A 21,818-nucleotide genomic window follows, 5' to 3' on the forward strand; every position below is an offset into this window, starting at 1 on the left:
TTCAATATTTTAAGTCGGAGAGCAAAAAATAAACGATTCAATCAAGTGTAGAGTTTTCAATCCATTTACCATCAGCGATACCTGCCACCGCCCCGACCGGAAATTGCATCGTCACACAATGGAGTGAACCATGCTGACGGATAAGGGGATTACAATCAATCTGCACGATCTCGTGGTCAGGGAAAGCGATCTTCAAAGTCTGTGCGGCAAGCATATCCTTTCGATACTGTCCATAGACGGGCAGAAGAATGCTCGATGGAGTGATCAAGAAGTTGGCGTATGTCGCGGGAAGGATCTCGCCATCTGCCTCGATCGTGTCAGGTAGCGGAAGTTCAATGAGATTATAAGGCATTCCGTCGGGTGTGCGCAGAGTAGTAAGTTCCTCCTGCATCTTGGCCAACTCATCATAATTCGGATTCCCCGGTTCGCCCGCACCGCAATACAGGATGGTGCTGTGCGGAGCAAGTCGGGCGAGGGTGTCGATGTGGCTGTCCGTATCGTCACCAAGAAGCGCACCGTGGTGGAGAAACATCTGATGTGTGAAACCGAAAGCCTCGGCGAGATACCGGGATATCTGTTCGCGACCCCACTCTCCGTTACGGTTGGGTGACAGGAGACATTCGGCAGTGGTGAGCAATGTTCCCTCGCCATCCGATTCGACCGAACCTCCCTCAAGGACAAAATTCAACCGGTTTTCCATTCCGGCTGAAAAAGCACCCAATCCCTCAAGACGAGAGGATATGAGATTATCCCTGTCAGCGGCGAATTTCAGACCCCAGCCATTGAACTTAAAATCAAGGAGGCGGATCGAGCCATCCACTTCTACTGTCAGAGGACCGAAGTCGCGTGCCCAAGTATCGTTGGTGGGAAGATCGAAGAATTTCACGCGCTCCGGATCAAACCCCTGCTCCTTTATCGAGGGGAGGCAGAGCGAGGCCGGCCCGACGAGCATTACGCATTCGTCGCGCGACACGGCCCTTACAATATCGGCGATGCAACGGCGTGCATCCGAAAGAATGTAGTTCCAGTCGGTCTCGTCGTGAGGCCAAGCGAGCATCACACAGTCGTGACGCTCCCATTCGGCTGGAAAACGGCGGAGAGAGGGAATGGTTTGATGTTCATTCATCCTCATAGTCATCTTTTAAATTGTCCCATATAGAATCTTGGGACTCGAAATATTCTTCACAATAGTCCAGAAAACCCCGTTTTTCAGAGCTACCGACTTCATCGCACCATTCACGATACTTGGCTCTCAGTTCGGGATCTTCATGTATTAGTTTCTTAAATTCCGCCTCTGCGATATCAATACTGCCGAAGTGGTGCAGCAGATCGTTGAAAAGGTCGGTAATATGATCCATTGTAATTAGGTTTAGGGTAAGACTGATAATAAACCGCGATCTCAGGACACAAGCCTGCTTTTATTTACGCTTTATTAATATTTATAAGGATAATTTAGGAAATGTATCATTTGAATGCTCAAATATATAGCATCAGTATGAATTAACCAAATTTTAAATGTTTAAAATATCAAATATTCAACCTTTTAGCTAAATCACACGTTTTTATTACATATCTTAACCCATAATCGATAATTCTGATATGAGAAAAATATTCGGACTTATGGTCATACTTACAGCATTTCTGACGAGCTGTAGCCCTTACAATCTCGTCACCAGCACGACCTACAACAATGCTGACCTGAGTGACTATCACACATTCCACATCGTCACTCCAGAGGAGGGGAAATTACCTCCGGGGATGGAAATGGTGACATACTACAACATCGCTGCCGCAATACGCGAACAGATGGTGGAACGCGGATTCACGGAAGATCCAGCCTCACCACTGCTCATCAACATCGGTCTGACAATCAAAAAGGAACTTGCGACCGAGCCGCTCATGCAGCAGGTACCCGCGCCCGCACCTCCCGCTCCACTCCCTCCGGCCCCAATGCCACCACGGCCTTTACCGGGTCACGGACCTCACCCCTTCCCCCATGCATGGGGACCGGCCTACAACGGCATGTCGCCTTGGTTCATGTACCCGCGCAACAATTACTGGACCGTATATAATCCTAACGTACAGGTCGTAACCGGAATGTACCGCGAAGGCGTGCTGACAATGGATATGGTCAACATAACCGACAAGATTCCACTGTTCTCCGCCTCTGTAGGGACTATCCTTGACAATGGCGACTCACAGTTCCGTAATCTTCAGGGCATAGCGGAAGCCGTACAGACTCTGTTCTCAAAATTCCCTGTCGCCGTGCTTCCGCAGTATCGTGGCAAATGATCAGTCCTTTTTACGCTTAAGAGTGATGAAGGCATAACGCGCACCGCTGCGGGGATCGGTGAGATCAAACACCGGTGATGAAGGAAGAGTCCATTCGTCAGATGAAAGCACCGGAAAGAAGGTGTCGGCATCCTTGATTTCTTCGTCAATCAACGTCAGTTCAATCTTCGATGCACGAGGAAGTGCCTGAGTATAAATCTCACCTCCACCTATGACAAAACAAACCGGAGAGGCCACGCACATAGCGATGGCCTCTTCTACTGATGAAGCCACCTCTATCCCCGGAGCTGTGTAATCCGGATTACGTGTAACGACGATGTTACGGCGTCCCGGCAAAGCACCTTTAGGAAACGACTCGAAAGTCTTACGCCCCATGATGATCGGACAGCCCATAGTGATGGATTTGAAACGTTTAAGATCATCACTTATATGAAAGAGCAGATCACCTCCGCGACCTATGGCAAAATTACGCGTGACAGCTACAATAAGGATTACTTCCGGCTTCATACGGCAACCTGCGCTTTGATATGGGGCTGGGCTTCATAGTCGCGCAGCTCGAAATCCTCATATTTGAAATCGAAAATATCCTTCACGTCAGGATTGATGTGCATGACGGGCAATTTTCCGGGCTTACGTGAGAGTTGAGTCCTCACCTGATCGAAATGATTGTGATAGATATGCGTATCGCCGAGAGTATGGACAAATTCACCCGGTTTCAGGCCGGTGACCTGAGCCACCATCATGAGCAGCAGAGCGTAGGATGCGATGTTGAACGGCACACCGAGAAAACAGTCGGCACTGCGCTGATAGAGCATGAGCGAGAGACGGCCATCGGCAACGTAGAACTGGAACAGCAGATGGCACGGAGGAAGAGCCATATCAGGAACAGAAGCCACATTCCATGCACTGACTATGATGCGACGTGATTCCGGATTCTCACGGATAGTCTTTATCACTTCCGAAATCTGATCAATGTGCCCACCGTTATAGTCAGGCCACGAACGCCACTGGTAACCATAGACCGGACCGAGTTCACCTTCAGGCGACGCCCATTCGTTCCAGATGCGGACACCGTTGTCCTGAAGATACTTGACGTTTGTGTCCCCCTTCAGAAACCAAAGCAACTCGTGGATGATGGATTTGAGATGCAGTTTTTTTGTGGTCAGGAGCGGAAAGCCCTCGCTGAGATCAAAACGCATCTGATAGCCGAAGATGCTGCGCGTCCCTGTGCCTGTACGGTCACCGCGATCAACGCCCTCGGTCATGATTTTATCAAGGAGTTCAAGATATTGCCTCATGAAAAAATATACTGTTTTTAATTATTCCGGAAGATACTATGCAATCCCTCCTACCTTTATAGCCTTCGGTTTGGCAGGACAGACATACTGACACGCACCGCAACCGATGCATTTACGTGAATCCACGACCGGATAAGGACCCTTGCCACCATCATCCGATACCATCGTGATAGCACCAGCCGGACAACGACGTGAACATGCCCCGCATTTCACACCTTTGCCGTATGATATGCAGTAATCACGATCAGCACATGCAAGACCGATACGCGAACGGTGTTTCTCCGCTACAGCAAGCGGATGGAGCGCACCCGTCGGACAAAGATTGGAACATAGCGTACAGTTATAGATACACCATGACAAGTCATAATTCATCACCGGATGCAACGCCCGCAGCAGGCCATATTCTTTCAATGATACCTGTAATACTTTTTGTGGACAGCGGTCAACACATAGTCCGCATGCCGTACAACGGTCAAGAAATTCGCGCCGCGAACGTGTGCCCGGAGGAGTGACGGGGAGCAGTCCGCGATGGTTGCGCGGCTCCTCAAGAGTGTCAATCTTATCGGCAACCTGAGCAGCCTTGGCAATGGCCGGAACAGCCGCGACAACCGCACCCAAGGTCAGGAAACGGCGGCGGTCAAGCGGACGGCGTGAATCCTCCCCGACTGTCCGCGCGGACGCAGAATCGTCGGACGACGAAACATCAAGCCGCCCCGTACTGATGCCGGCAGCAGGACCGGCCACAGTACCTTTCACTTTCTGAAACAGAGGTATGGAAAGCTGATGACGGTTATAGGTGTAGCTTATGGCATCGTTCGGACAGTCCGTAAGACAGTCAAAGCACACAACACAGCGTGATGTATCTACTACGTGGCTAACGAGGTCGATACATGACGATTTGCAGCGGTGCTCACAACGCCGGCACTGAATACATTTATCCGTATTTATGTCGATACGGAAAATGGAATAACGGGATATGAAGCTCAAAGTCGTACCGACAGGACAGACTGTGTTGCAAAACGTACGGCCGTTTCTCATGGCTATCGCTCCTATTATCACCATCGTGACAAACGAAATCACCATTCCGGTAATCGATGCGACAGCAAAACGGATCTGCGGAGCAGAGTCGATCTTGCTCCAGAGATTAAGGACAAAGGCCCATAACAGTCTGAGCACATAGAGACCGAAGCGGCCGAAAATACTGTAGGGATCAAGAAGGGTTGAGAGAGCGGATATGCCAAGGATTATTGAAAGCACCACTATGAACAGCGTGACCATGCGCAGACGCGTGAAAGGCTCGCTGTAGTGATACTGCCACTTAGGGCCTACACGTCCGAGACGCGGAAGACGCGCACATATATCCTGAAATATTCCAAGCGGACAAGCGGTCGAACAATATATACGGCCAAATACCAGAGTGATGATCAACCACAGCACGAACGTAGTGAGTGAGAAGGCCATTGCTGCCGGCAGAAACTGAATATGGACGAGCCATACTGCTACTGTCGGGATTGACATACCGAAATCGGTAAACAGCATCACGAACAGGGCGAAAACCACCACTGCGACAGCTATGCGTGAAAAACGGAGTAGCGATCCCATAAATCAATCATAATTGCTGACACCGGAGATCGCGCAGGATATCCGTGAGTGAGGTTATTACTGACATCTGGCGGGGAATATCGATCTCCACCGGACATGTTCCAAGACATTCCCCGCAGGCTATGCACCGCTGGGTCTGCGCCGCATCCGGAATGGCATCCTCGTAGCGTGAAAGAAACTTTGTCCCCTTCTGCGCAAAATCGGGATCATCAAGATCTCCGGGGAGATAAGACTCCTCGGCGGCACGATCGACAAAAATAAGATTCGAGGGAATATCAATCCCGTAAGGACATGGCATGCAGTTGTCGCAAGCGACACATCCGTTAGGCTTTACCGGAACATAAGCGGAAGTAAGACGACTGCCGACCGACTCGACATCTCTTGAAATGTCAGGCCGACAGGACGAAAACACCGCCGGAGCGAGAGCCGCTCCCCCGACGCGGATGAGCCATTGCCTACGGGTAATTTTCTGCATAGATGTGCAAAATTAGGCATTTTTTTTCAAATGCCAAATTGAAAAAATCAGCCCTCCGGATCAGCGGGGATCAGTGAGAGTGGCGACTGCCATCGCAGAGATGCCCTCCCCTCGTCCCTCAAAGCCAAGACGCTCCGTGGTGGTAGCCTTGACAGACACGCAATCGGTAGGAATGGCGAGATCCGAAGCTATATTTTCAATCATCTGTGGAATAAATGTCAGCAACTTAGGTCGCTGAGCCACGATTGTGACATCCACATTATTTATCGAAAAACCCTTCTCTGATATAAGTTCGACCACACGGCGGAGAAGCACACGTGAGTCAGCACCCTCATACTCCGCAGCCGTGTCGGGGAAATGGTAACCGATATCGCGCATGGCGGCCGCACCGAGAAGCGCATCCGACAGAGCGTGGAGAGCCACATCGGCATCACTATGGCCAAGGAGACCTTTTTCGTAAGGCACAGTCACACCGCAGAGGATCAGCGCGCGATCCTCGACGAGACGATGCACATCATAACCTAAACCTGTCCGTATCATTTCTTATATTTCCTTTTTCAGATTAGCAGCAATGGATCAATCATCCCGCATCACTTGCGTCCGAAAATCTCCTTCAGACCGTCCATATCAAATGTAAGTGTGAAGCGGAGAGTCTGATCAAGGGGCGAGTTCTGGGCGGTGGCCACCATGTAGCTCGCATCAAGACGGAGCACATTTAGAGCGAAGCCCGCACCGAGAGCGAAGTACTGGAGATTGCCTTTGGTTGGATTCTGATAATAATATCCTCCACGAAGGAAGAACTGGTCATTGTAATTATACTCCGCACCAAGTGAATAGGAGATCTCGCGTAACTCCTCCTTAAATCCGCCGGGATCATCGGAGAACGATTTGAAAATACCGGTGATGGACGACATGTTCTGCCAATCCTCGTATGCCTTTACGTAGTCAAACTCTCCTTCAGTACCGTCGGCGTAATCGACACGGCGCGGCATAGTCGGCACAAGCAGTTTGTTGAGGTCAAGATTGAGCGAGAGATTGTGATAATCGGCAAGCGGGAATGTAAACGATGTTCCGAGACGGAGATTAGTCGGGAGGAAAGCGGGGTTATCACCGTGGTTATAGTTGACCTTCGAACCGATGTTGGAGATATCAAAACCCCATGACCACTGGCATTCATTACGCCCCACGATAGGATATGTGGTGTAGTAACCGGAGATATCAGCCGAGAATGCAGAAGCACCGGTCGATTGATCGCTTGCATAGCTGTCGCTGAAACTCAGATCCGAGTAGATGTAGCGGAACACGATACCCATAGAAAATTTCTCGGACAGCTTGCGCGAATATCCGAGGTCAATGCTCATTTCGTAAGGATTGATGGTCTGGATGTCAAGTCCGCTGTTGTCCGACGACACCTCGCCGAGCGAAAAGTAGCGGAGCGAAGCCGACACAGCCTGATTGTCCTCAGAACCGATCTTCCAGTAACCTGACACATTGGCAAGGAAAATATCGTTGACGAGTTTGCGCAACCAAGGTGTGTAGCTCAAGGAGACAGCACCCTTTGAATAGGCAAACGCATACTTCGAAGGATTCCAGAACTGGCTGTTGGCATCGGGCTCGGTTGCCGCACCGAGATCACCCATTGATGCACCGCGGGCATCCGGAGCTATTCCGAGTGAATTGACACCGGTCTGCACGGGATTGAAGTCTGACTTCTGAGCCGAAACGGTCAGTGAACCACCGAGCGACAGAAGAGCCAAGGGGAAAATATGCCTGATTGAAATCATGGATTTACGTGATTTTGGAGATGGTGTTTACATTCATAATAACTTGAATAATGCAATAATATTGCCTGACCGCGATAGATTTTAAAACACCCGACGGTGAGAGGCTATAGGAAATCACTATTTTTAGGTATTTTTTGTAAAATAAATAATGTGTAAGTTTGTAGTCTGAAATTTGTATATCACATTTCCATGCTGACAAGACTTTCCGAATTAAAACCGGGCGAGGAAGCCACGGTTGTCAAGATAGTGGGCCACGGTGCCTTCAGAAAACGTATGCTTGAGATGGGTTTCGTCAGAGGGCGTAAAGTCAGGGTACTGCTCGACGCTCCGCTGCGCGATCCCGTCAAATATGAGATCATGGACTACGAAGTGTCGCTCCGCCGCTCTGAGGCCGAACTTGTAGAAGTAGCCGTCGATGCCGACGCCGCGCTCCACACGTTGCAGCCGTCGCACACTAATACAGAGTCAGAGCCGGCCGAACGCACTCACTCAGGAATCGGAAACGAAAATTCCTCTAACGCCGACCACGTAAGTAACCATCATCGGACGATAAACGTGGCTCTTATCGGAAACCCTAACTGTGGCAAGACATCGCTTTTCAACATCGTGTCAGGTGCGCGCGAGCACGTCGGTAACTACAGTGGTGTTACTGTCGATGCCAAGTCAGGAAGTGTCCGCTACAAAGGTTTCCGCATCAACATAGTCGATCTGCCCGGCACATATTCCTTAGCCTCCTACTCTCCTGAGGAACTCTATGTCCGGAAATATCTCCGTGATGAAACGCCTGACATTATAATTAATGTGGTGGATGGGTCGAATCTCGAACGAAATCTCTATCTGACCACCGAGCTTATCGACATGGACCGCAGCATGGTGATAGCCCTGAACATGATCGACGAACTCGACCGTGCCGGTGTCAGCCTCGACTGCAAGCTCCTCGGCGAGATGATCGGCGTGCCCATCGTGCCCACCGCGGCAAGGACGGGACGAGGGATCAACGAACTGCTTGACACCGTCATCCGCGTCTATGAGGGAACTGACCCGACGGTAAGACATATCCACGTAAATCTCGGAAATGATATCGAGCAGGCCGTCACTCAGATCAAGGACCGGCTGAAAGCCGATCCGCACGTAGGGCTTCACTTTTCACCCCGCTATCTGGCCATCAAGTTGCTCGAAAAGGATTCGGAAATTGAAGAACGTGTCAGCGATCTACCCGGTGGCAAAGAGATAATCGACCTGCGCGATTCGCTGCTCAACAATCTGCCCCCGGCATCCGAGGACATAAGCATGGCCATCGCAAATGCCAAATACGGATTTATCGCCGGCGCGCTTGCCGAGACCATGGAGCAGTCCAAGAAGGAAGAGATCAATTCCACCCGTATCATCGACACTATCGTCACCAACCGCCTTTTCGGTTTCCCGATATTTATAGGTATAATGTTCTTCATCTTCTGGGCCACTTTCCAGCTCGGTTCCTACCCGATGGAATGGATCGAGTCATTGGTCAGCTGGCTCGGTGATATGACACGCGAATATCTCCCCGACGGCCCTGTGAAGGATCTCATAGCCGACGGTATCATCGGCGGTGTCGGCGGTGTCATCGTGTTCCTACCGAACATCCTCATCCTCTATCTGTGCATATCGTTCATGGAGGACTCCGGCTACATGGCACGTGCGGCCTTCATCATGGACAAGGTGATGCACCGTCTCGGACTCCACGGCAAATCATTCATCCCGCTGGTGATGGGCTTCGGCTGTACAGTTCCCTCCATCATGGCATCGCGTTCGATCGAAAGTCGCTCCAGCCGCATAATCACCATCCTCATTAACCCCTTCATAAGCTGCTCCGCGCGTCTGCCGATCTATGTGCTGCTCATAGGTACCTTCTTCCCGGAACACGCCACACTTGTGTTCATGTGCATCTATCTGCTGGGCATACTCATGGCCGGCATAACAGCGCGCCTTCTGCGTAAATTCTATTTCGGCGAGGATGTAACTCCGTTCGTCATGGAACTCCCACCCTATCGTGTCCCGACTCTCAAAGCCACCCTGCGCCACATGTGGGGCAAAGGCGAACAGTATCTTAAAAAAATGGGAGGAATCATTCTTGTGGCCAGCATAATCGTGTGGGCTCTCAACTATTTCCCGCTTCACGAGGGAAAATCGTCGCAGAATATGTCCGCAATGACGGTGGCAGATGATTCGGCCATAGATCCCTCACAGGACAGCTTCCTCGAAATGGCAGGTAAAGCCATCAATCCTATTCTCGAACCCATCGGATTCCACTGGCGCGCCTCGGTAGCTGCCCTTGCCGGAGTTCCGGCCAAAGAGATTGTAGTCTCGACTCTCGGCGTGCTCTACACCGGAGACGAGGAGGCTTCCGAGCAGACACTTTCCGAACGTCTGACAACTCCCAACGTTACCACCGGTCATCCGGATTTCACAGCCGCCGCTGCGCTCAGCTTCATGGTGTTCGTGCTACTCTACTGTCCGTGCATCGCCACTATCACGGCCATAGTAAAGGAGACCGGCAATCCGCGCTACGGACTTTTCTCGGTGATCTATAACACTGCGGTGGCTTGGGTGGTTGCATTTATCGTGTATCGTATCGCCCTGCTGTTTTAACCGTGAGGATATCGGCATATCTGCATCGGGCTTCCCTGATTGCAGGTAGCAAAAGAGTGGAAAATCCATAAAAATTTTCTACCTTTGTCCCCCGTCATGTCCCTATCGTTTTTCATAGCCAAACGTCTTACTCTGCGTTCCGCTTCGGGCGGAATGCAGACAGGTATTGCCATTGCCGTGACAGGCGTGGCATTATCCGTGCTTGTCATGCTCATATCAATCGCCGTGATGTTCGGATTCAAGGACGAGATCAGGCATAAGATCATGGGCTTTGACTCACAGCTGAGCATATCGGTTCATCCATCGGACAACACCAATGGTGAAAAACTTGTCGATATGACTGAAATCGCCGATGCTCTCTCCACACTTCCGCCGTCCGCATCGACCGCTCTTACAATCCGTCAGCCTGTCATACTCAAAACAGCCACTGATTTCACAGGCGCGGTGGTCAAGGGCATGGGGCGTGACTACGATTGGGAATTTGTGAAAGAGAATCTCGTGGAAGGTGTAATCCCGGACTATCAGGCTGATTCGACGCTTTACCACATCATCATATCGCGTAATCTCTTACGAAATCTCGACACGAAACTTGGCGATAAGATCGATGCCTATTTTCTCGGCGACGACACCTACCGTATGCGCCGCCTGAAGATAGCCGGAGTCTATGACACACATTTCAGCGAGTATGACGACAGTTATATCTTCGCTACACTCCCGATGCTTTCAGCTCTTGCCGGAATCGGTGACGGCATGGGGACTCAGTTCGAGATTTCAGGACTCGGATCGGACGACGAGATCGCCGAATGCGGACGTCAGCTCTCGGCGCACCTGACTGAAAAGCTTTACAGGGGTCAGATCCATACGCTCTATGCAGTCACGGATGTCCATACATCGGCCGCGCTCTATTTCAACTGGCTCGCGTTGCTTGACACAAATGTAGTGGTCATCCTTACGCTCATGGCCCTTCTGACCTGCCTGACACTCGTATCTTCACTCTATATGCTCATCCTGCGCAGAGTCAACATGATCGGCATACTCAAATCTCTCGGTGCGACCGACAGTATGATCCGCAGAACCTTTATCTACCTGACAATGCGCATCCTCGCTGCCGGACTCATTATCGGTAATCTCCTCGGTCTCGGTGTGATCATACTGCAGGACACCTTGCGCATCATACCCCTTGATCCGGAAGCTTATTATCTCGACCACGTCCCGATGCAGGTCTCATGGGCGGCACTCCTCTTGCTCAATGCCTCCATCATAATTGTCGCAGCCCTCGTGCTTATCCTCCCGTCAGCCATAATCACTACTATCCCCCCCTCTAAAGTCATTAATTATGATTAAATAATAAATCGTAACGGACATAAAACAAACGAACGTAAAAACAACCATAATTTTGCTAAAAGAACAGCAAAAAAATTGGGAGTAGTCGAAAAAATACCTATCTTTGCATTAAAGTAATGCCGGGAATAGTGCACTCGGATACCTGATCGGTTTCGCGCATCTTCAATAACTCCTGTTCCATTACCTGATCGTTTAAGGCATTCGCCTGACAAATATCATTTATTATCATTGTAATTCACAGATTCAATTATCAATATCTAATTACAGAATGAAAAGAGTTTATACTTTTGGAGACGGCAAGGCAGAAGGAAATGCCTCTATGCGCAATCTCCTCGGCGGTAAAGGTGCTAACCTCGCCGAAATGAACCTTCTCGGCATGCCCGTGCCTCCCGGTTTCACAATCACAACTGAAGTTTGCTCGGAATATACCCAGTATGGCCGTGACAAAGTTGTCAAGGATCTTACTAAGGACGTCGAGGCTGCAATAGCTCACGTTGAGCAGCTTACAGGCAAGAAATTCAATGATCCCGAAAATCCCCTTCTCGTTTCTGTACGTTCAGGTGCCCGCGCTTCAATGCCCGGTATGATGGACACCGTCCTCAACCTCGGCATGAACGATGCAACTGTCGAATCTCTCGCCAAGAAGAGCGGCAATGCTCGTTTCGCATGGGACAGCTACCGCCGTTTTGTCCAGATGTATGGCGACGTCGTGCTCGGCATGAAGCCCAAGAGCAAGACCGACATCGATCCTTTTGAGGAAATCATGGATAAGGTTAAGGAAGAGAAAGGCGTTAAACTTGATACCGAACTCTCTGTAGAAGATCTCCAGAATCTCGTCAAACTTTTCAAGGCTGCTGTAAAGGAACACACCGGCAAGGACTTCCCCGACAATGCTTGGGAACAGCTCTGGGGTGGCATCTGCGCTGTGTTTGACAGCTGGATGAACGAACGCGCTATCCTCTATCGCCGCATGAACCAGATCCCCGAAGAATGGGGTACGGCCGTCAATGTTCAGGCAATGGTTTATGGTAACATGGGCGACAACTCGGCTACCGGTGTGGCATTCAGCCGCGACGCTGCAACCGGCGAGAATATGTTCAACGGCGAATACCTCATCAACGCTCAGGGCGAGGACGTGGTAGCCGGTATCCGCACTCCTCAGCAGATCACTGTAGAGGGTTCACGTCGCTGGGCCGCTCTTCAGGGTATCTCCGAAGAAGTTCGTCATGAAAAATATCCCTCACTCGAAGAGTCAATGCCTGAATGTGCAGCGGAACTCATCGCTATCTCAAAGCGTCTTGAGGACTACTACAAGGACATGCAGGATATGGAATTCACCATTCAGGACGGCAAGCTCTGGATGCTCCAGACCCGTAACGGCAAGCGCACAGGCGCAGCTATGGTGAAGATCGCAATGGATCTCCTCCGCGCAGGTGAGATCGATGAAAAGACTGCCCTCCTCCGCATGGAGCCCCAGAAACTCGATGAGCTCCTCCATCCGGTGTTCGACAAGGCTGCTCTCAAGCGTGCCAAGGTCGTAGCCAAGGGTCTTCCCGCATCTCCCGGTGCTGCCGCAGGTCAGATCGTATTCTCCGCTGACGATGCCGAAGCTTGGAGCGAGAAGAAGCGTAAAGTCGTTCTCGTCCGCATCGAGACCTCTCCTGAGGATCTTCGTGGTATGGCTGTCGCTCAGGGTATCCTTACAATGCGTGGCGGTATGACATCTCACGCTGCAGTCGTTGCCCGCGGTATGGGTAAATGCTGTGTATCAGGTGCAGGTGAAATCCGTGTTGATTACAAGGAAAAGACCGTAGAGATGGGTGGCAAGACTTACAAGGAAGGCGACTGGATCTCACTCAACGGTTCGACAGGTGAAGTTTATGACGGTCAGGTGCCCACAACCGAGCCTGAACTCGGTGGCGACTTCGGTGCGATCATGAACCTCGCTGCTAAATACACCAAGACTCTCGTCCGCACCAACGCTGACTCACCCCGCGATGCTAAGCAGGCCCGTCACTTCGGCGCACAGGGTATCGGCCTCTGCCGTACCGAACACATGTTCTTCGAAGGTGACCGCATCAAGGCTGTACGCGAAATGATCCTTGCTTCCGATGAAGAAGGACGTCGCGTAGCCCTCGCTAAGCTTCTCCCCATGCAGCGTGGCGACTTCGAAGGTATCTTCGAGGCTATGGACGGCTACGGTGTGACCATCCGTCTCCTCGATCCCCCGTTGCACGAATTCGTACCTCACCAGACCGCTACCCAGAAGGTTATGGCAGAGGAAATGGGTATCACACTCGAAGAAGTTAAGGCTAAGGTTGACTCGCTCGAAGAATTCAACCCCATGCTCGGTCACCGTGGCTGCCGTCTCGGCATCACCTACCCCGAAATTACCGAAATGCAGACCCGTGCCATCATCGAGGCTGCTCTCGCTGTCAAGGCTCGCGGTATCGACGTTCATCCTGAAATCATGATCCCCCTCGTAGGTTCACTCAAGGAGATTCAGAATCAGGCCGACGTGATCAACATCACTGCAGCCAAGGTATTCGAGGAAGCAGGCCACAGCGTGCCTTACAAAGTAGGTACAATGATAGAAGTTCCCCGTGCGGCCCTCGTTGCCAACCAGATCGCTGAAGTCGCTGACTTCTTCTCGTTCGGTACAAACGACCTCACTCAGATGACCTTCGGTTTCTCACGTGACGACGCTCCCAAGTTCCTCAAGTTCTACAAGGAGCACGGTATCATCAAGACCGATCCCTTCGAAGTGCTTGATCAGGAAGGCGTAGGTCAGCTCGTGAAGATGGGTGTCGAGAAGGGTCGTGCAACTAAGCCCGAACTCAAGGTAGGTATCTGCGGTGAACATGGTGGCGAACCCTCGTCAGTCAAGTTCTGCGCACGTCTCGGCATGAACTATGTATCCTGCTCACCATACCGCGTGCCCATCGCCCGCGTAGCTGCTGCGCAGGCAGCTATCGAGGACTAAACGTCCGAGATTTCAGGACATACTGAATAAATAACCTGTTAGGCTGTAATACTCCGATTCAAAGGAGATTACAGCCTAACTTGCGCTTAGACGGTTCGTACATTTGGCATCACTTTTCTAGCCGAATGAACGGATTTAATTACAAATAGTTTACCATTTCACTGCAGACCGTTTACCACGGGTTTACCAAAATTTACCGTCGTAATCAATAATTAATCAGATATTTAACAAACAAATATTAAACATTAAAATATTTCAGGATAGACTATATTGTGAAGTGTAGTCAGAGCTTCCTTTTCATACCCTGCACGAGCATCATCGTTAAGCTCTTGGGTGAGAATGTAATAATGCGTCCAAGACAATAGCTTATCGAATTTTCCAATCGGTGATTGGAAAATTGTCAGATGTGTCTTGTAGAACGGAACGTAACTATATAGATAGCTTTTAGTAAACCCTTTTCCGTAAGTAGCTGTAAGTCGTTTGGAAAGATCTCTTATAATCGATGCTCCATAAAGTAGCTCGATCCTGTCCGTTGAGTTCCTCTTCAGCGATGAGTTTTCCAAGATCCCAATTTCTTTTCACTAACGCCTCGTTGACCTGCCGATAGGCGGTTTCACGAGCCTATTCGATGACATAGGATGCCCGATTATATAGGGCATCCATAGTTGAATTTGACACCTTGTCAGTCTTATTCGGCTTCATATTTTATGGCTCATTTGAGCGTTAGATGTGACTTACTTTATTACTTATGATTAAGTCTTTAACATCACCCCAAGTAATTCGGAAATCCTCACAAGGTTATCAAGGGAGGGCTGCATCTTGCTCATACTTTGATGTTAAACGCAAAGATACAAATATAATCTGAGATTGCCATCGTTATAGGTATGAAATCCGCGCCCTATCAGCAATATTATGAGACGATTAGTTTGTGTATCCGCAAGAATTTCAGGGCGCGACAAACCATATCAATGATAATCTTTACAATGATATAAGATTCTTATATCGAACTCACGTTAATTAGAAAGTTATGCGCGCTCCAGTCGTGGGAACAGGAAAATCGCCTCCATAAAAAGAAGTGATGGTTCGTTATCATTTGCCGTTAATATGGACTGTATATTGGCGATATAGGATATGCTGTGTATTACCCGGTCGATCAGGGAACATTCGCTTGGGAGCTTCTTCAAAAGTAACCCAGTTAGCGCCATTAACTTCAGTTGATAAAACAAAGTTTCTCTTCTTGACATAACCTATAAATGCGTGCATAAGCTGCTCACGCTTAGCAAACCAATGAGTCCCGGCATATTCGAGGTGTTCAACTTCAAGTCCAAGTTCTTCTTTTACCTCTCTAACAGCAGCTTGTTCTGCAGTCTCACCGGGAGTCATAAAACCAGCGACAAAGGTTTCAAATTCATCCGAGATATATGACTGGTGAAGCATGGCTATCTCTTGAAATTCATTCACAACCATTACGATAACGCAACTTGCAAAAGTATCAAACCAATACTTCTGACACTCATTGCAATAAGGCACTAAGCCATCATCGCCAGCCTGTCTATCAATCAACTTGATGCCACATTCAGGGCAATATTTATAGCGCATAAGTTCTCTAATTTCACCTTTACTTTGATGTTAAACGCAAAGATACAAATATAATCTGAGATTGCTATCGTTATGGGTATGTTTAGAGATTTTGGAGCACGAAGGAGAACTCCGGGTCTTTAAGCAGGACACGATGATTGCTGTCGAGGAGATATATCACAGGCATTGCTGGGAGGGTGTAGAGATCATTGTCGAGAACGCCGCTCATATCGTAGCCTACTATCCAATTGTCAGGCATATCGGCTTTTGACCTTTCCCAGACTGAGCGTTTGCCCTCGGCATAGACAGCGACAATCACAAGTTCGCCTTTTTGGATTAACCCGTTCATCTTTTCGCTGCCCGCAATCACGGCCAAAATTTCACTACAATGGGGACACTCCGGATCATAGAATACAAGAAGAATATGGGATGCCTTGATTGAGTGCAAATCGCGGACGACGCCGTTACGGTCAAGGATAGAGATATTATTGGCAATTGTCCCTTTCCGATTGAGGCTCGCCATACGAAGATTTTCTTCGCCCCTCAGCCTTACGAAATCAGCAATAGAATCGGCTGAGAGCATCGCGCTGAGGAAGCGGATATAGAGTTCGTTGTCCCTCACCGGTGAGGCCGGATTATTAAGGTAGAGATCCCCAAGACTATCGACAATAGCAACACTTCGGGGTACGGAGCTTATACGATTGAAAAACAAATTCAGTTCCTGACTCGTGGTTAAACTGTCGGTGTAAGGCATAAGTTTTACAATGTCGATCATTCGGCGAGTCATGACGCGTTCATCGCTCAGCGAGGCTGTATCCGAATAATCTATGCTGCAGCAAAGCGAGGCGAGCGGAGAAAGTTCTTCGCTCGTCTCGCTTTGAGTATCAGCATTGTTGTTGTTTTTACTTGAGCATGAGGCTAACAGAATTGTCAATACAATCCAAATTACTCCTAAGCCTGATTTCATCCAGTGGACAATTTTTATTGACGAATACATCTTACCGAGGATCCTGCACTTCGTTCGCCGTGATCAGTATAGTTTGCTGTAAGTTGGATACCAACATTATTCATATCCATACATTGTCCGAAATTTGTACTTGCCGGCATATTCATCCAATAGACTCCCTCAGTGGTTACATTAGTCATACCACCGGTTGAGCGGGATCTTTTACCTGCCGCAGGATACCATGTCTTGCCGGACTTTGGTTCATTCGGATTAAGATAGAAATAATATCCGTGATAAGTGTCAAAAGGATAAGCCTCGTCAGCTATAGCCTTGAATCGTGTTGTGCCCGTACCGCCTTGTGTAACATCGTAAGATCGGAAGTTTTCCCACACAGCATCTCCCGGAAGACACCACCCCGGAGGACAGGGGTCAAAAAGGCTTTTCGTGCCGGAGGTGTGCCATGAGGGATTATTCCATGAGTTTTTGTTATAGTTATTATTTGCCAGCCACTTTTGGTCGGTACCTGTGGCCGCAGATGTAAAAAACGTATAGGGTTTGGTGACTGCTTCCGGAATACCTGATGCAAGTACCTGAATTTTCATATTGATGCCACCTTTATTTTGGAAATCAGTTATGACATTTCCATACATATCATAGACTTCTGCGTCGGCATAAGGCATAGGTGCGAAGCGACCGAACTGATAGTACAGGCCAAAAGAACGGGCATTCTCCGTAGCGTCGGTTGACGGAACGGCAGTGTAGGCTCCAAGATTACGGTCCATGATATACTTATTAAGATAAGACTTATCCCAGAAACCTGACTCGTAACGATGGATAGCCCCGCCGGTTACGGGATAGACATATTTATCATCCTCCCATGACGAGATATTATCGTCGGGCTCATAGTCAGTGATCCATAGATGCCAGCTCCACAGATATTCTCCATAGTGGGAATCAGAGGTGGCAGGTGTTTTTTTGCGTACTCCGATCACAACATTACCCTTAACATTTTCCATTGGACGGAAATAGAAAGCCGCATCACCTTTACCCTCGAAATTACCGGAAATTGGCTCGTTGTCGTAGGAATAGAAGCTGATGAGCTGCCGCGGCTGATCTTGCCATATAACCTCGGCAATCCATTCATCTGACTCATTGATAATCTGAGAAGACGCCGTACCTTCTTCATTTTGCCAGAAGTAATTGATTCGTGAAATGGGAACAGCGTATGTGCTTCTGATCACCGGATTGATTATGTAGGAGTTTGATTCATCGAGTCGCACTTTATTCATGTTTGTCACTCGTGAGTCGGTGTCCGGATTACCCGGAGCTCTGACTATAATCGGCATCGTGTAGCAATAATTCGGCAGGAGATTGAAGTCAGAGAATTTGTCTTTGCCGGGATACAGGCGATAACGAAGCTGATAGTTACCTGCGGCGGCATTAATCTCAAAAAATGTGGCTTTAAGATTTGTGGCCGCACGGTTTTTGTCACACTCGTCAGTGGCATTACCGTGTATGCCGCTCACATTGCGCGGGAGGTAATAGACAAGACTGACAGGAGTGCCTCCTATATGATCCAATTTGTCTTCAGCCCAGTTTTTCACTGTTACTTCGGGGATTTTTACATCATCCCCCAAGGCCTTCTTATAAAAACTCTCGTAAGAGGAGTAAACAGCCTTGTAAGCCTCGTTATCCGTCTTCGTAGTGTAGTAATCAGGATGATTGAAGTGTTCGAGAAAACATATTCCGTCCGGCACATTACGCCAAAGACCGTTGATCAGCTTGACTTCGGCCGATGGAACTTCAATCTGTAAAACTACTTTTACGACGTTGCGTCGGAGTCGGCAACTGACCTCATTGTTCGTATCACCTGCATTCTTGTGTATATCAAACGATCCGCTCATAGGCAGGTAATGCTTGCCATCAGGCCCGGTTGTTATGCAGCTATTGGGCCCATCAATATTTATATTGAAGGCTGTGCTGAAGGATTTGATATAGTTACATGTATCAAGTTTTTGCTTATCATTTCTGTCAAGCAGCAAAGGGTCGTGGGTGTTGGCGATGATCAGACCGCTGTAATACACATCCGGGCGGTTAGGCACAATCACCTGAAGATCATTTAGTTGAGTCTGACTTTCGAGTTCATAATATTTGGGCCAACCTATACGACGTCCCTGCTCATTATATTCTATGAACCAGAAATCTTTAATGGTATTTTCATCAACGTCATTATCGCCAAATGCACGGCTGACGGATTGATCGCCTTCAAAACCATCGCTGACCGAAAGTTGCAGCGAGATAGTGCGCTCAGTGCCTGAATCGGGGTTATCAATCGAAATATCACCTGCATCCGTCATGCTATCGCTGCATGAAACAGCGAGTAATGACAGAGCTGGGAGTAGTATTCTTAATCGCTTATATATGTTCATGATCGGTCTTTTTAGGGAGTAAAGTAAGAGGGCTACTGACGTATGCAACGGACCGCGCAGGCAGCACTACGGCTACCACGGTCAAAACTCGGTGTGAGCTGTATGCCGGCTCTTGTCATATCCATGCGGTTGCAGTAGTCAGAATTGATGGGAACACTCATCCAGTTCATTCCTTCAGGCCCACTGTTATGGTTTGCAGTGGGACCTTCGTAAAAGCCGGCATCTGTTGAGCTTTTACATCCCGCAAGGGGAAACCACGCTGTTCCTTTACTTATATCTTCGGGGTTAAGATATAAGTGATAACCTTTTACAGAACCTTTTTGTCCTGTTACAGTATTATTCTTTTCTACGGAATTTGTCTTGAAATAACTTTTTACGACATTACTGTTATCTCTGTAACTCACCTCGTAGGATGCGAACCCTTCATAAACACCATAGTCAGGAACCTCCCATCCCGGGGGACAGGGGTCGAAAATGCTCTTCGTATCAGAGTACCAGTCGGGGTTATCCCACACATTTCTTTCGTAGGGATTGGATATTGTGAGTGCGTCATTACCGAGCCAACGGCGTAAATTGTAATTGAGCGGTGGGACCTTCTTATTGGAACAATAGAAATAGGTGTGCGGTTTTGTAACAGCTTCGGCATGCGAACTTGCAAAAATCTGACGCAACATATTATAATTAGAACTATTAAAAGCAAAAGCAGTTATAACATTACCATCCACGTCATATACGTTACTTAGCTTGGGGTATGGCAACGGTGCATGACGACCATACTGATAATACATGCCGAAAGTGTTTATCAGATTTGCGTTATCTGATCCGGGTTCGGAGGTCAATGCACCCAAGTTACGGTCCATCATGTACTTATTATGGAACGTTGTCTGCCAATAACTTGATTCATAACGGTGTACTTCACCGCCGGGAACAGGATATGCATACTTACCATCCTCCCAAGCATGGCTCTGCTCATCAGGATCATAGTCAGTAAGCCAAAGATGCCAGCTCCATAGATATAACCGTTTGTCACGAGCAGGCTCTGTGGCTTCCTTTCTTCTCACACCGATAACAACATTACCTGCGACGGAATTAACAACAGGTCGAACATAGAACGATGTTGACCCAACACCGGTGTATGATGACATTCCGGTGTCAGAGTCAGCCGAGGAGAATTGGATCATTGGTGCAGGTTGGTCCTGCCAGATTACTTCCGCTATCCACTCGTCGGTATCTTTAAGAACATTGTCAGCCGTTGCCGGGTATGGAGCCTCGTTTGACCAAAATTCGTTGATACGTGATATTGGAATCTCGTAAGTGACGGGATTCAAGTGGTCGATGATATATGAATTAGATTCATCAAGACGGATTCTGTTCATGTCCTCCACGCGGCTGTCATTGGCTATAGCGGAGGCGTCTAAAACAGGGGTCACGTTATAACAGCAATTGGCGATAATATTGAAATCGCGGATGGCATCTGTACCGGGATAGATGCGGTAACGAAGTGCTCCTGAGCCGGTAGCCTTTGTATTCGTGGCGTGAATCTCGTAATAAGTCGCTTTATCGGGCGCGGCTCGGTTTTTATCCTTGGCCTGAGTAGCGTTACCGGCCTTACCCCAACAACTGCGCGGGAGATAATAGATAAATTCAAGATAACCGTCGCCGGCGGCAAGTGCGTTCTGACTGTCAGTTATATCTTCTGTATCCCAATCAAGAACCTTGACATCAGGCTCCATTGCGTTGCGATATGATTCTTCAAACGAGGCAGCGTCAGATCCGCGAAAACTGAGAAACTGTTCGGCCATGTAACGTTTTTCGGGCACATTGCGCCAAAGGACATTGTCAATCTTTACATCCTTAGTCTTAATACGCATGACCACTTTGGCTACGTTGCGGCGTAGTTTGCAATCGAACTCCTGAATCTCATCGTTTTTGGGAGCAGGTATGTCAAACACACAGCTCATGGGAAGATAGTGGGAGGTTGTGCCATCGCTTTCTTCCAAAGTGGTGTATATCTCTTCTTCCTGTCGGATTTCGTCATACATGGTTTTCAGACGATCTTCCGACATCGACATATCGTTCTCCTGATCGAAGAGGTTCTGATTATGGGTATTTACAAGAATCACTCCACGGTATATATGGGTGGGATCTGTCGGAACGATGATACGGACGTTTGTTTCGGTATATTCGTAATAACGGGGGAAACCTATTCGGTTACCGTTTTGGTCATATTCAATCAGCCAGTAGTCCTTGATGGTGTTCTCGTCAACTAAACCGTTACCGATTGCACGCGAGGCGCGAGAGTCGTCCCCACTGAAGCCTTCGGACTGAAGATTGAGCGAGACTGTGCGCTCGACACCTTCGCACACATCAGCCGGTGATGACACAAGGTCGTCGCTACATGAAACTACCAGCGACGAGAGCATCAACGAGACAAACGTTTGGCGAAAGCGTATGATATG

General features: G+C 48.8%; 17 protein-coding genes. 4 read left to right on the forward strand and 13 right to left on the reverse strand.

The window, feature by feature from the left end; genetic code table 11:
• Positions 1-37: 37 nt before the first annotated feature.
• Positions 38-1,126: an agmatine deiminase family protein gene (locus K2G41_RS01455; RefSeq protein ID WP_300113399.1), complete on the reverse strand. Its 1,089-nt coding sequence runs from the start codon at positions 1,124-1,126 to the stop codon at positions 38-40.
• Positions 1,119-1,358 (reverse strand): hypothetical protein, encoded by a 240-nt coding sequence (locus K2G41_RS01460; protein ID WP_300113402.1) that lies wholly within the window; start codon positions 1,356-1,358, stop codon positions 1,119-1,121. Before K2G41_RS01460 ends, K2G41_RS01455 begins: the two co-directional genes overlap by 8 nt.
• 241 nt (positions 1,359-1,599) lie before the next feature.
• On the opposite strand from K2G41_RS01460, the gene K2G41_RS01465 reads away from it, so the two are divergent.
• Positions 1,600-2,292, forward strand: a complete 693-nt coding sequence (locus tag K2G41_RS01465) for a DUF4136 domain-containing protein (RefSeq protein ID WP_300113405.1) — start codon at positions 1,600-1,602, stop codon at positions 2,290-2,292.
• On the opposite strand, the gene K2G41_RS01470 is transcribed toward K2G41_RS01465, so the two are convergent.
• From K2G41_RS01470 to porV, 6 genes are read right to left on the reverse strand one after another with little or no spacing between them, the layout of a single operon-like run.
• Entirely contained in the window at positions 2,293-2,799 is a 507-nt protein-coding gene (locus tag K2G41_RS01470) for a dihydrofolate reductase (RefSeq protein WP_300113408.1), read from the reverse strand.
• Positions 2,796-3,590, reverse strand: coding sequence for a thymidylate synthase (locus K2G41_RS01475; RefSeq protein WP_300113412.1), 795 nt, complete (start codon positions 3,588-3,590; stop codon positions 2,796-2,798). The genes K2G41_RS01470 and K2G41_RS01475 overlap by 4 nt, the downstream gene beginning before the upstream one ends.
• A 36-nt stretch (positions 3,591-3,626) precedes the next feature.
• Positions 3,627-5,192, reverse strand: a complete 1,566-nt coding sequence (locus K2G41_RS01480) for a 4Fe-4S binding protein (RefSeq protein ID WP_300113415.1) — start codon at positions 5,190-5,192, stop codon at positions 3,627-3,629.
• A 7-nt stretch (positions 5,193-5,199) separates the two neighbouring features.
• Positions 5,200-5,667 carry a 4Fe-4S dicluster domain-containing protein gene (locus K2G41_RS01485; protein WP_300113418.1) on the reverse strand — a complete coding sequence of 156 codons (468 nt, stop codon included), beginning with the start codon at positions 5,665-5,667 and terminating at the stop codon, positions 5,200-5,202.
• A 60-nt stretch (positions 5,668-5,727) separates the two neighbouring features.
• A complete protein-coding gene (ispF, locus tag K2G41_RS01490) occupies positions 5,728-6,207 on the reverse strand; it encodes a 2-C-methyl-D-erythritol 2,4-cyclodiphosphate synthase (RefSeq protein ID WP_300113421.1) in 480 nt (159 codons plus the stop codon).
• Between the two features lie 50 nt (positions 6,208-6,257).
• Positions 6,258-7,451: a type IX secretion system outer membrane channel protein PorV gene (gene porV, locus K2G41_RS01495; protein WP_300113423.1), complete on the reverse strand. Its 1,194-nt coding sequence runs from the start codon at positions 7,449-7,451 to the stop codon at positions 6,258-6,260.
• A gap of 189 nt (positions 7,452-7,640) precedes the next feature.
• On the opposite strand from porV, the gene feoB reads away from it, so the two are divergent.
• The 3 genes from feoB to ppdK all read left to right on the forward strand — a co-directional run bounded on the left by feoB (position 7,641) and on the right by ppdK (position 14,406).
• A complete protein-coding gene (feoB, locus tag K2G41_RS01500) occupies positions 7,641-10,079 on the forward strand; it encodes a ferrous iron transport protein B (RefSeq protein WP_300113426.1) in 2,439 nt (812 codons plus the stop codon).
• Positions 10,080-10,175: 96 nt separating this feature from the next.
• Positions 10,176-11,423, forward strand: coding sequence for an FtsX-like permease family protein (locus tag K2G41_RS01505; protein ID WP_300113429.1), 1,248 nt, complete (start codon positions 10,176-10,178; stop codon positions 11,421-11,423).
• A gap of 268 nt (positions 11,424-11,691) precedes the next feature.
• A complete protein-coding gene (gene ppdK / locus K2G41_RS01510) occupies positions 11,692-14,406 on the forward strand; it encodes a pyruvate, phosphate dikinase (protein WP_300113432.1) in 2,715 nt (904 codons plus the stop codon).
• A 245-nt stretch (positions 14,407-14,651) separates the two neighbouring features.
• On the opposite strand, the gene K2G41_RS01515 is transcribed toward ppdK, so the two are convergent.
• From K2G41_RS01515 to K2G41_RS01535, 5 genes are all read right to left on the reverse strand, one after another.
• Positions 14,652-14,969: a DUF1016 N-terminal domain-containing protein gene (locus K2G41_RS01515; RefSeq protein WP_300113435.1), complete on the reverse strand. Its 318-nt coding sequence runs from the start codon at positions 14,967-14,969 to the stop codon at positions 14,652-14,654.
• 526 nt (positions 14,970-15,495) lie between these two features.
• Entirely contained in the window at positions 15,496-16,005 is a 510-nt protein-coding gene (locus tag K2G41_RS01520; protein WP_300113438.1) for an NUDIX domain-containing protein, read from the reverse strand.
• An 82-nt stretch (positions 16,006-16,087) separates the two neighbouring features.
• Positions 16,088-16,918, reverse strand: a complete 831-nt coding sequence (locus K2G41_RS01525; RefSeq protein WP_300113441.1) for a DUF5106 domain-containing protein — start codon at positions 16,916-16,918, stop codon at positions 16,088-16,090.
• Positions 16,919-16,965: 47 nt separating this feature from the next.
• The gene (locus K2G41_RS01530; protein ID WP_300113444.1) at positions 16,966-19,359 is read right to left on the reverse strand and encodes a hypothetical protein; all 2,394 of its coding nucleotides are present in this window, start codon (positions 19,357-19,359) and stop codon (positions 16,966-16,968) included.
• A gap of 32 nt (positions 19,360-19,391) precedes the next feature.
• Positions 19,392-21,818 (reverse strand): hypothetical protein (locus tag K2G41_RS01535; RefSeq protein ID WP_300113447.1); only part of this gene is annotated, 2,427 nt, incomplete at its 5' end.

It is taken from the genome of Duncaniella sp. (assembly GCF_029056165.1).
Classification (GTDB): Bacteria; Bacteroidota; Bacteroidia; order Bacteroidales; family Muribaculaceae; genus Duncaniella.

Bases quoted from the DNA above. Each gene is read 5' to 3' on its own strand.
- K2G41_RS01455 (WP_300113399.1), bottom strand. From the start codon at position 1,126: ATGAATGAACATCAAACCATTCCCTCTCTCCGCCGTTTTCCAGCCGAA.
- K2G41_RS01460 (WP_300113402.1), bottom strand. From the start codon at position 1,358: ATGGATCATATTACCGACCTTTTCAACGATCTGCTGCACCACTTCGGC.
- K2G41_RS01465 (WP_300113405.1), top strand. From the start codon at position 1,600: ATGAGAAAAATATTCGGACTTATGGTCATACTTACAGCATTTCTGACG.
- K2G41_RS01470 (WP_300113408.1), bottom strand. From the start codon at position 2,799: ATGAAGCCGGAAGTAATCCTTATTGTAGCTGTCACGCGTAATTTTGCC.
- K2G41_RS01475 (WP_300113412.1), bottom strand. From the start codon at position 3,590: ATGAGGCAATATCTTGAACTCCTTGATAAAATCATGACCGAGGGCGTT.
- K2G41_RS01480 (WP_300113415.1), bottom strand. From the start codon at position 5,192: ATGGGATCGCTACTCCGTTTTTCACGCATAGCTGTCGCAGTGGTGGTT.
- K2G41_RS01485 (WP_300113418.1), bottom strand. From the start codon at position 5,667: ATGCAGAAAATTACCCGTAGGCAATGGCTCATCCGCGTCGGGGGAGCG.
- ispF (WP_300113421.1), bottom strand. From the start codon at position 6,207: ATGATACGGACAGGTTTAGGTTATGATGTGCATCGTCTCGTCGAGGAT.
- porV (WP_300113423.1), bottom strand. From the start codon at position 7,451: ATGATTTCAATCAGGCATATTTTCCCCTTGGCTCTTCTGTCGCTCGGT.
- feoB (WP_300113426.1), top strand. From the start codon at position 7,641: ATGCTGACAAGACTTTCCGAATTAAAACCGGGCGAGGAAGCCACGGTT.
- K2G41_RS01505 (WP_300113429.1), top strand. From the start codon at position 10,176: ATGTCCCTATCGTTTTTCATAGCCAAACGTCTTACTCTGCGTTCCGCT.
- ppdK (WP_300113432.1), top strand. From the start codon at position 11,692: ATGAAAAGAGTTTATACTTTTGGAGACGGCAAGGCAGAAGGAAATGCC.
- K2G41_RS01520 (WP_300113438.1), bottom strand. From the start codon at position 16,005: ATGCGCTATAAATATTGCCCTGAATGTGGCATCAAGTTGATTGATAGA.
- K2G41_RS01530 (WP_300113444.1), bottom strand. From the start codon at position 19,359: ATGAACATATATAAGCGATTAAGAATACTACTCCCAGCTCTGTCATTA.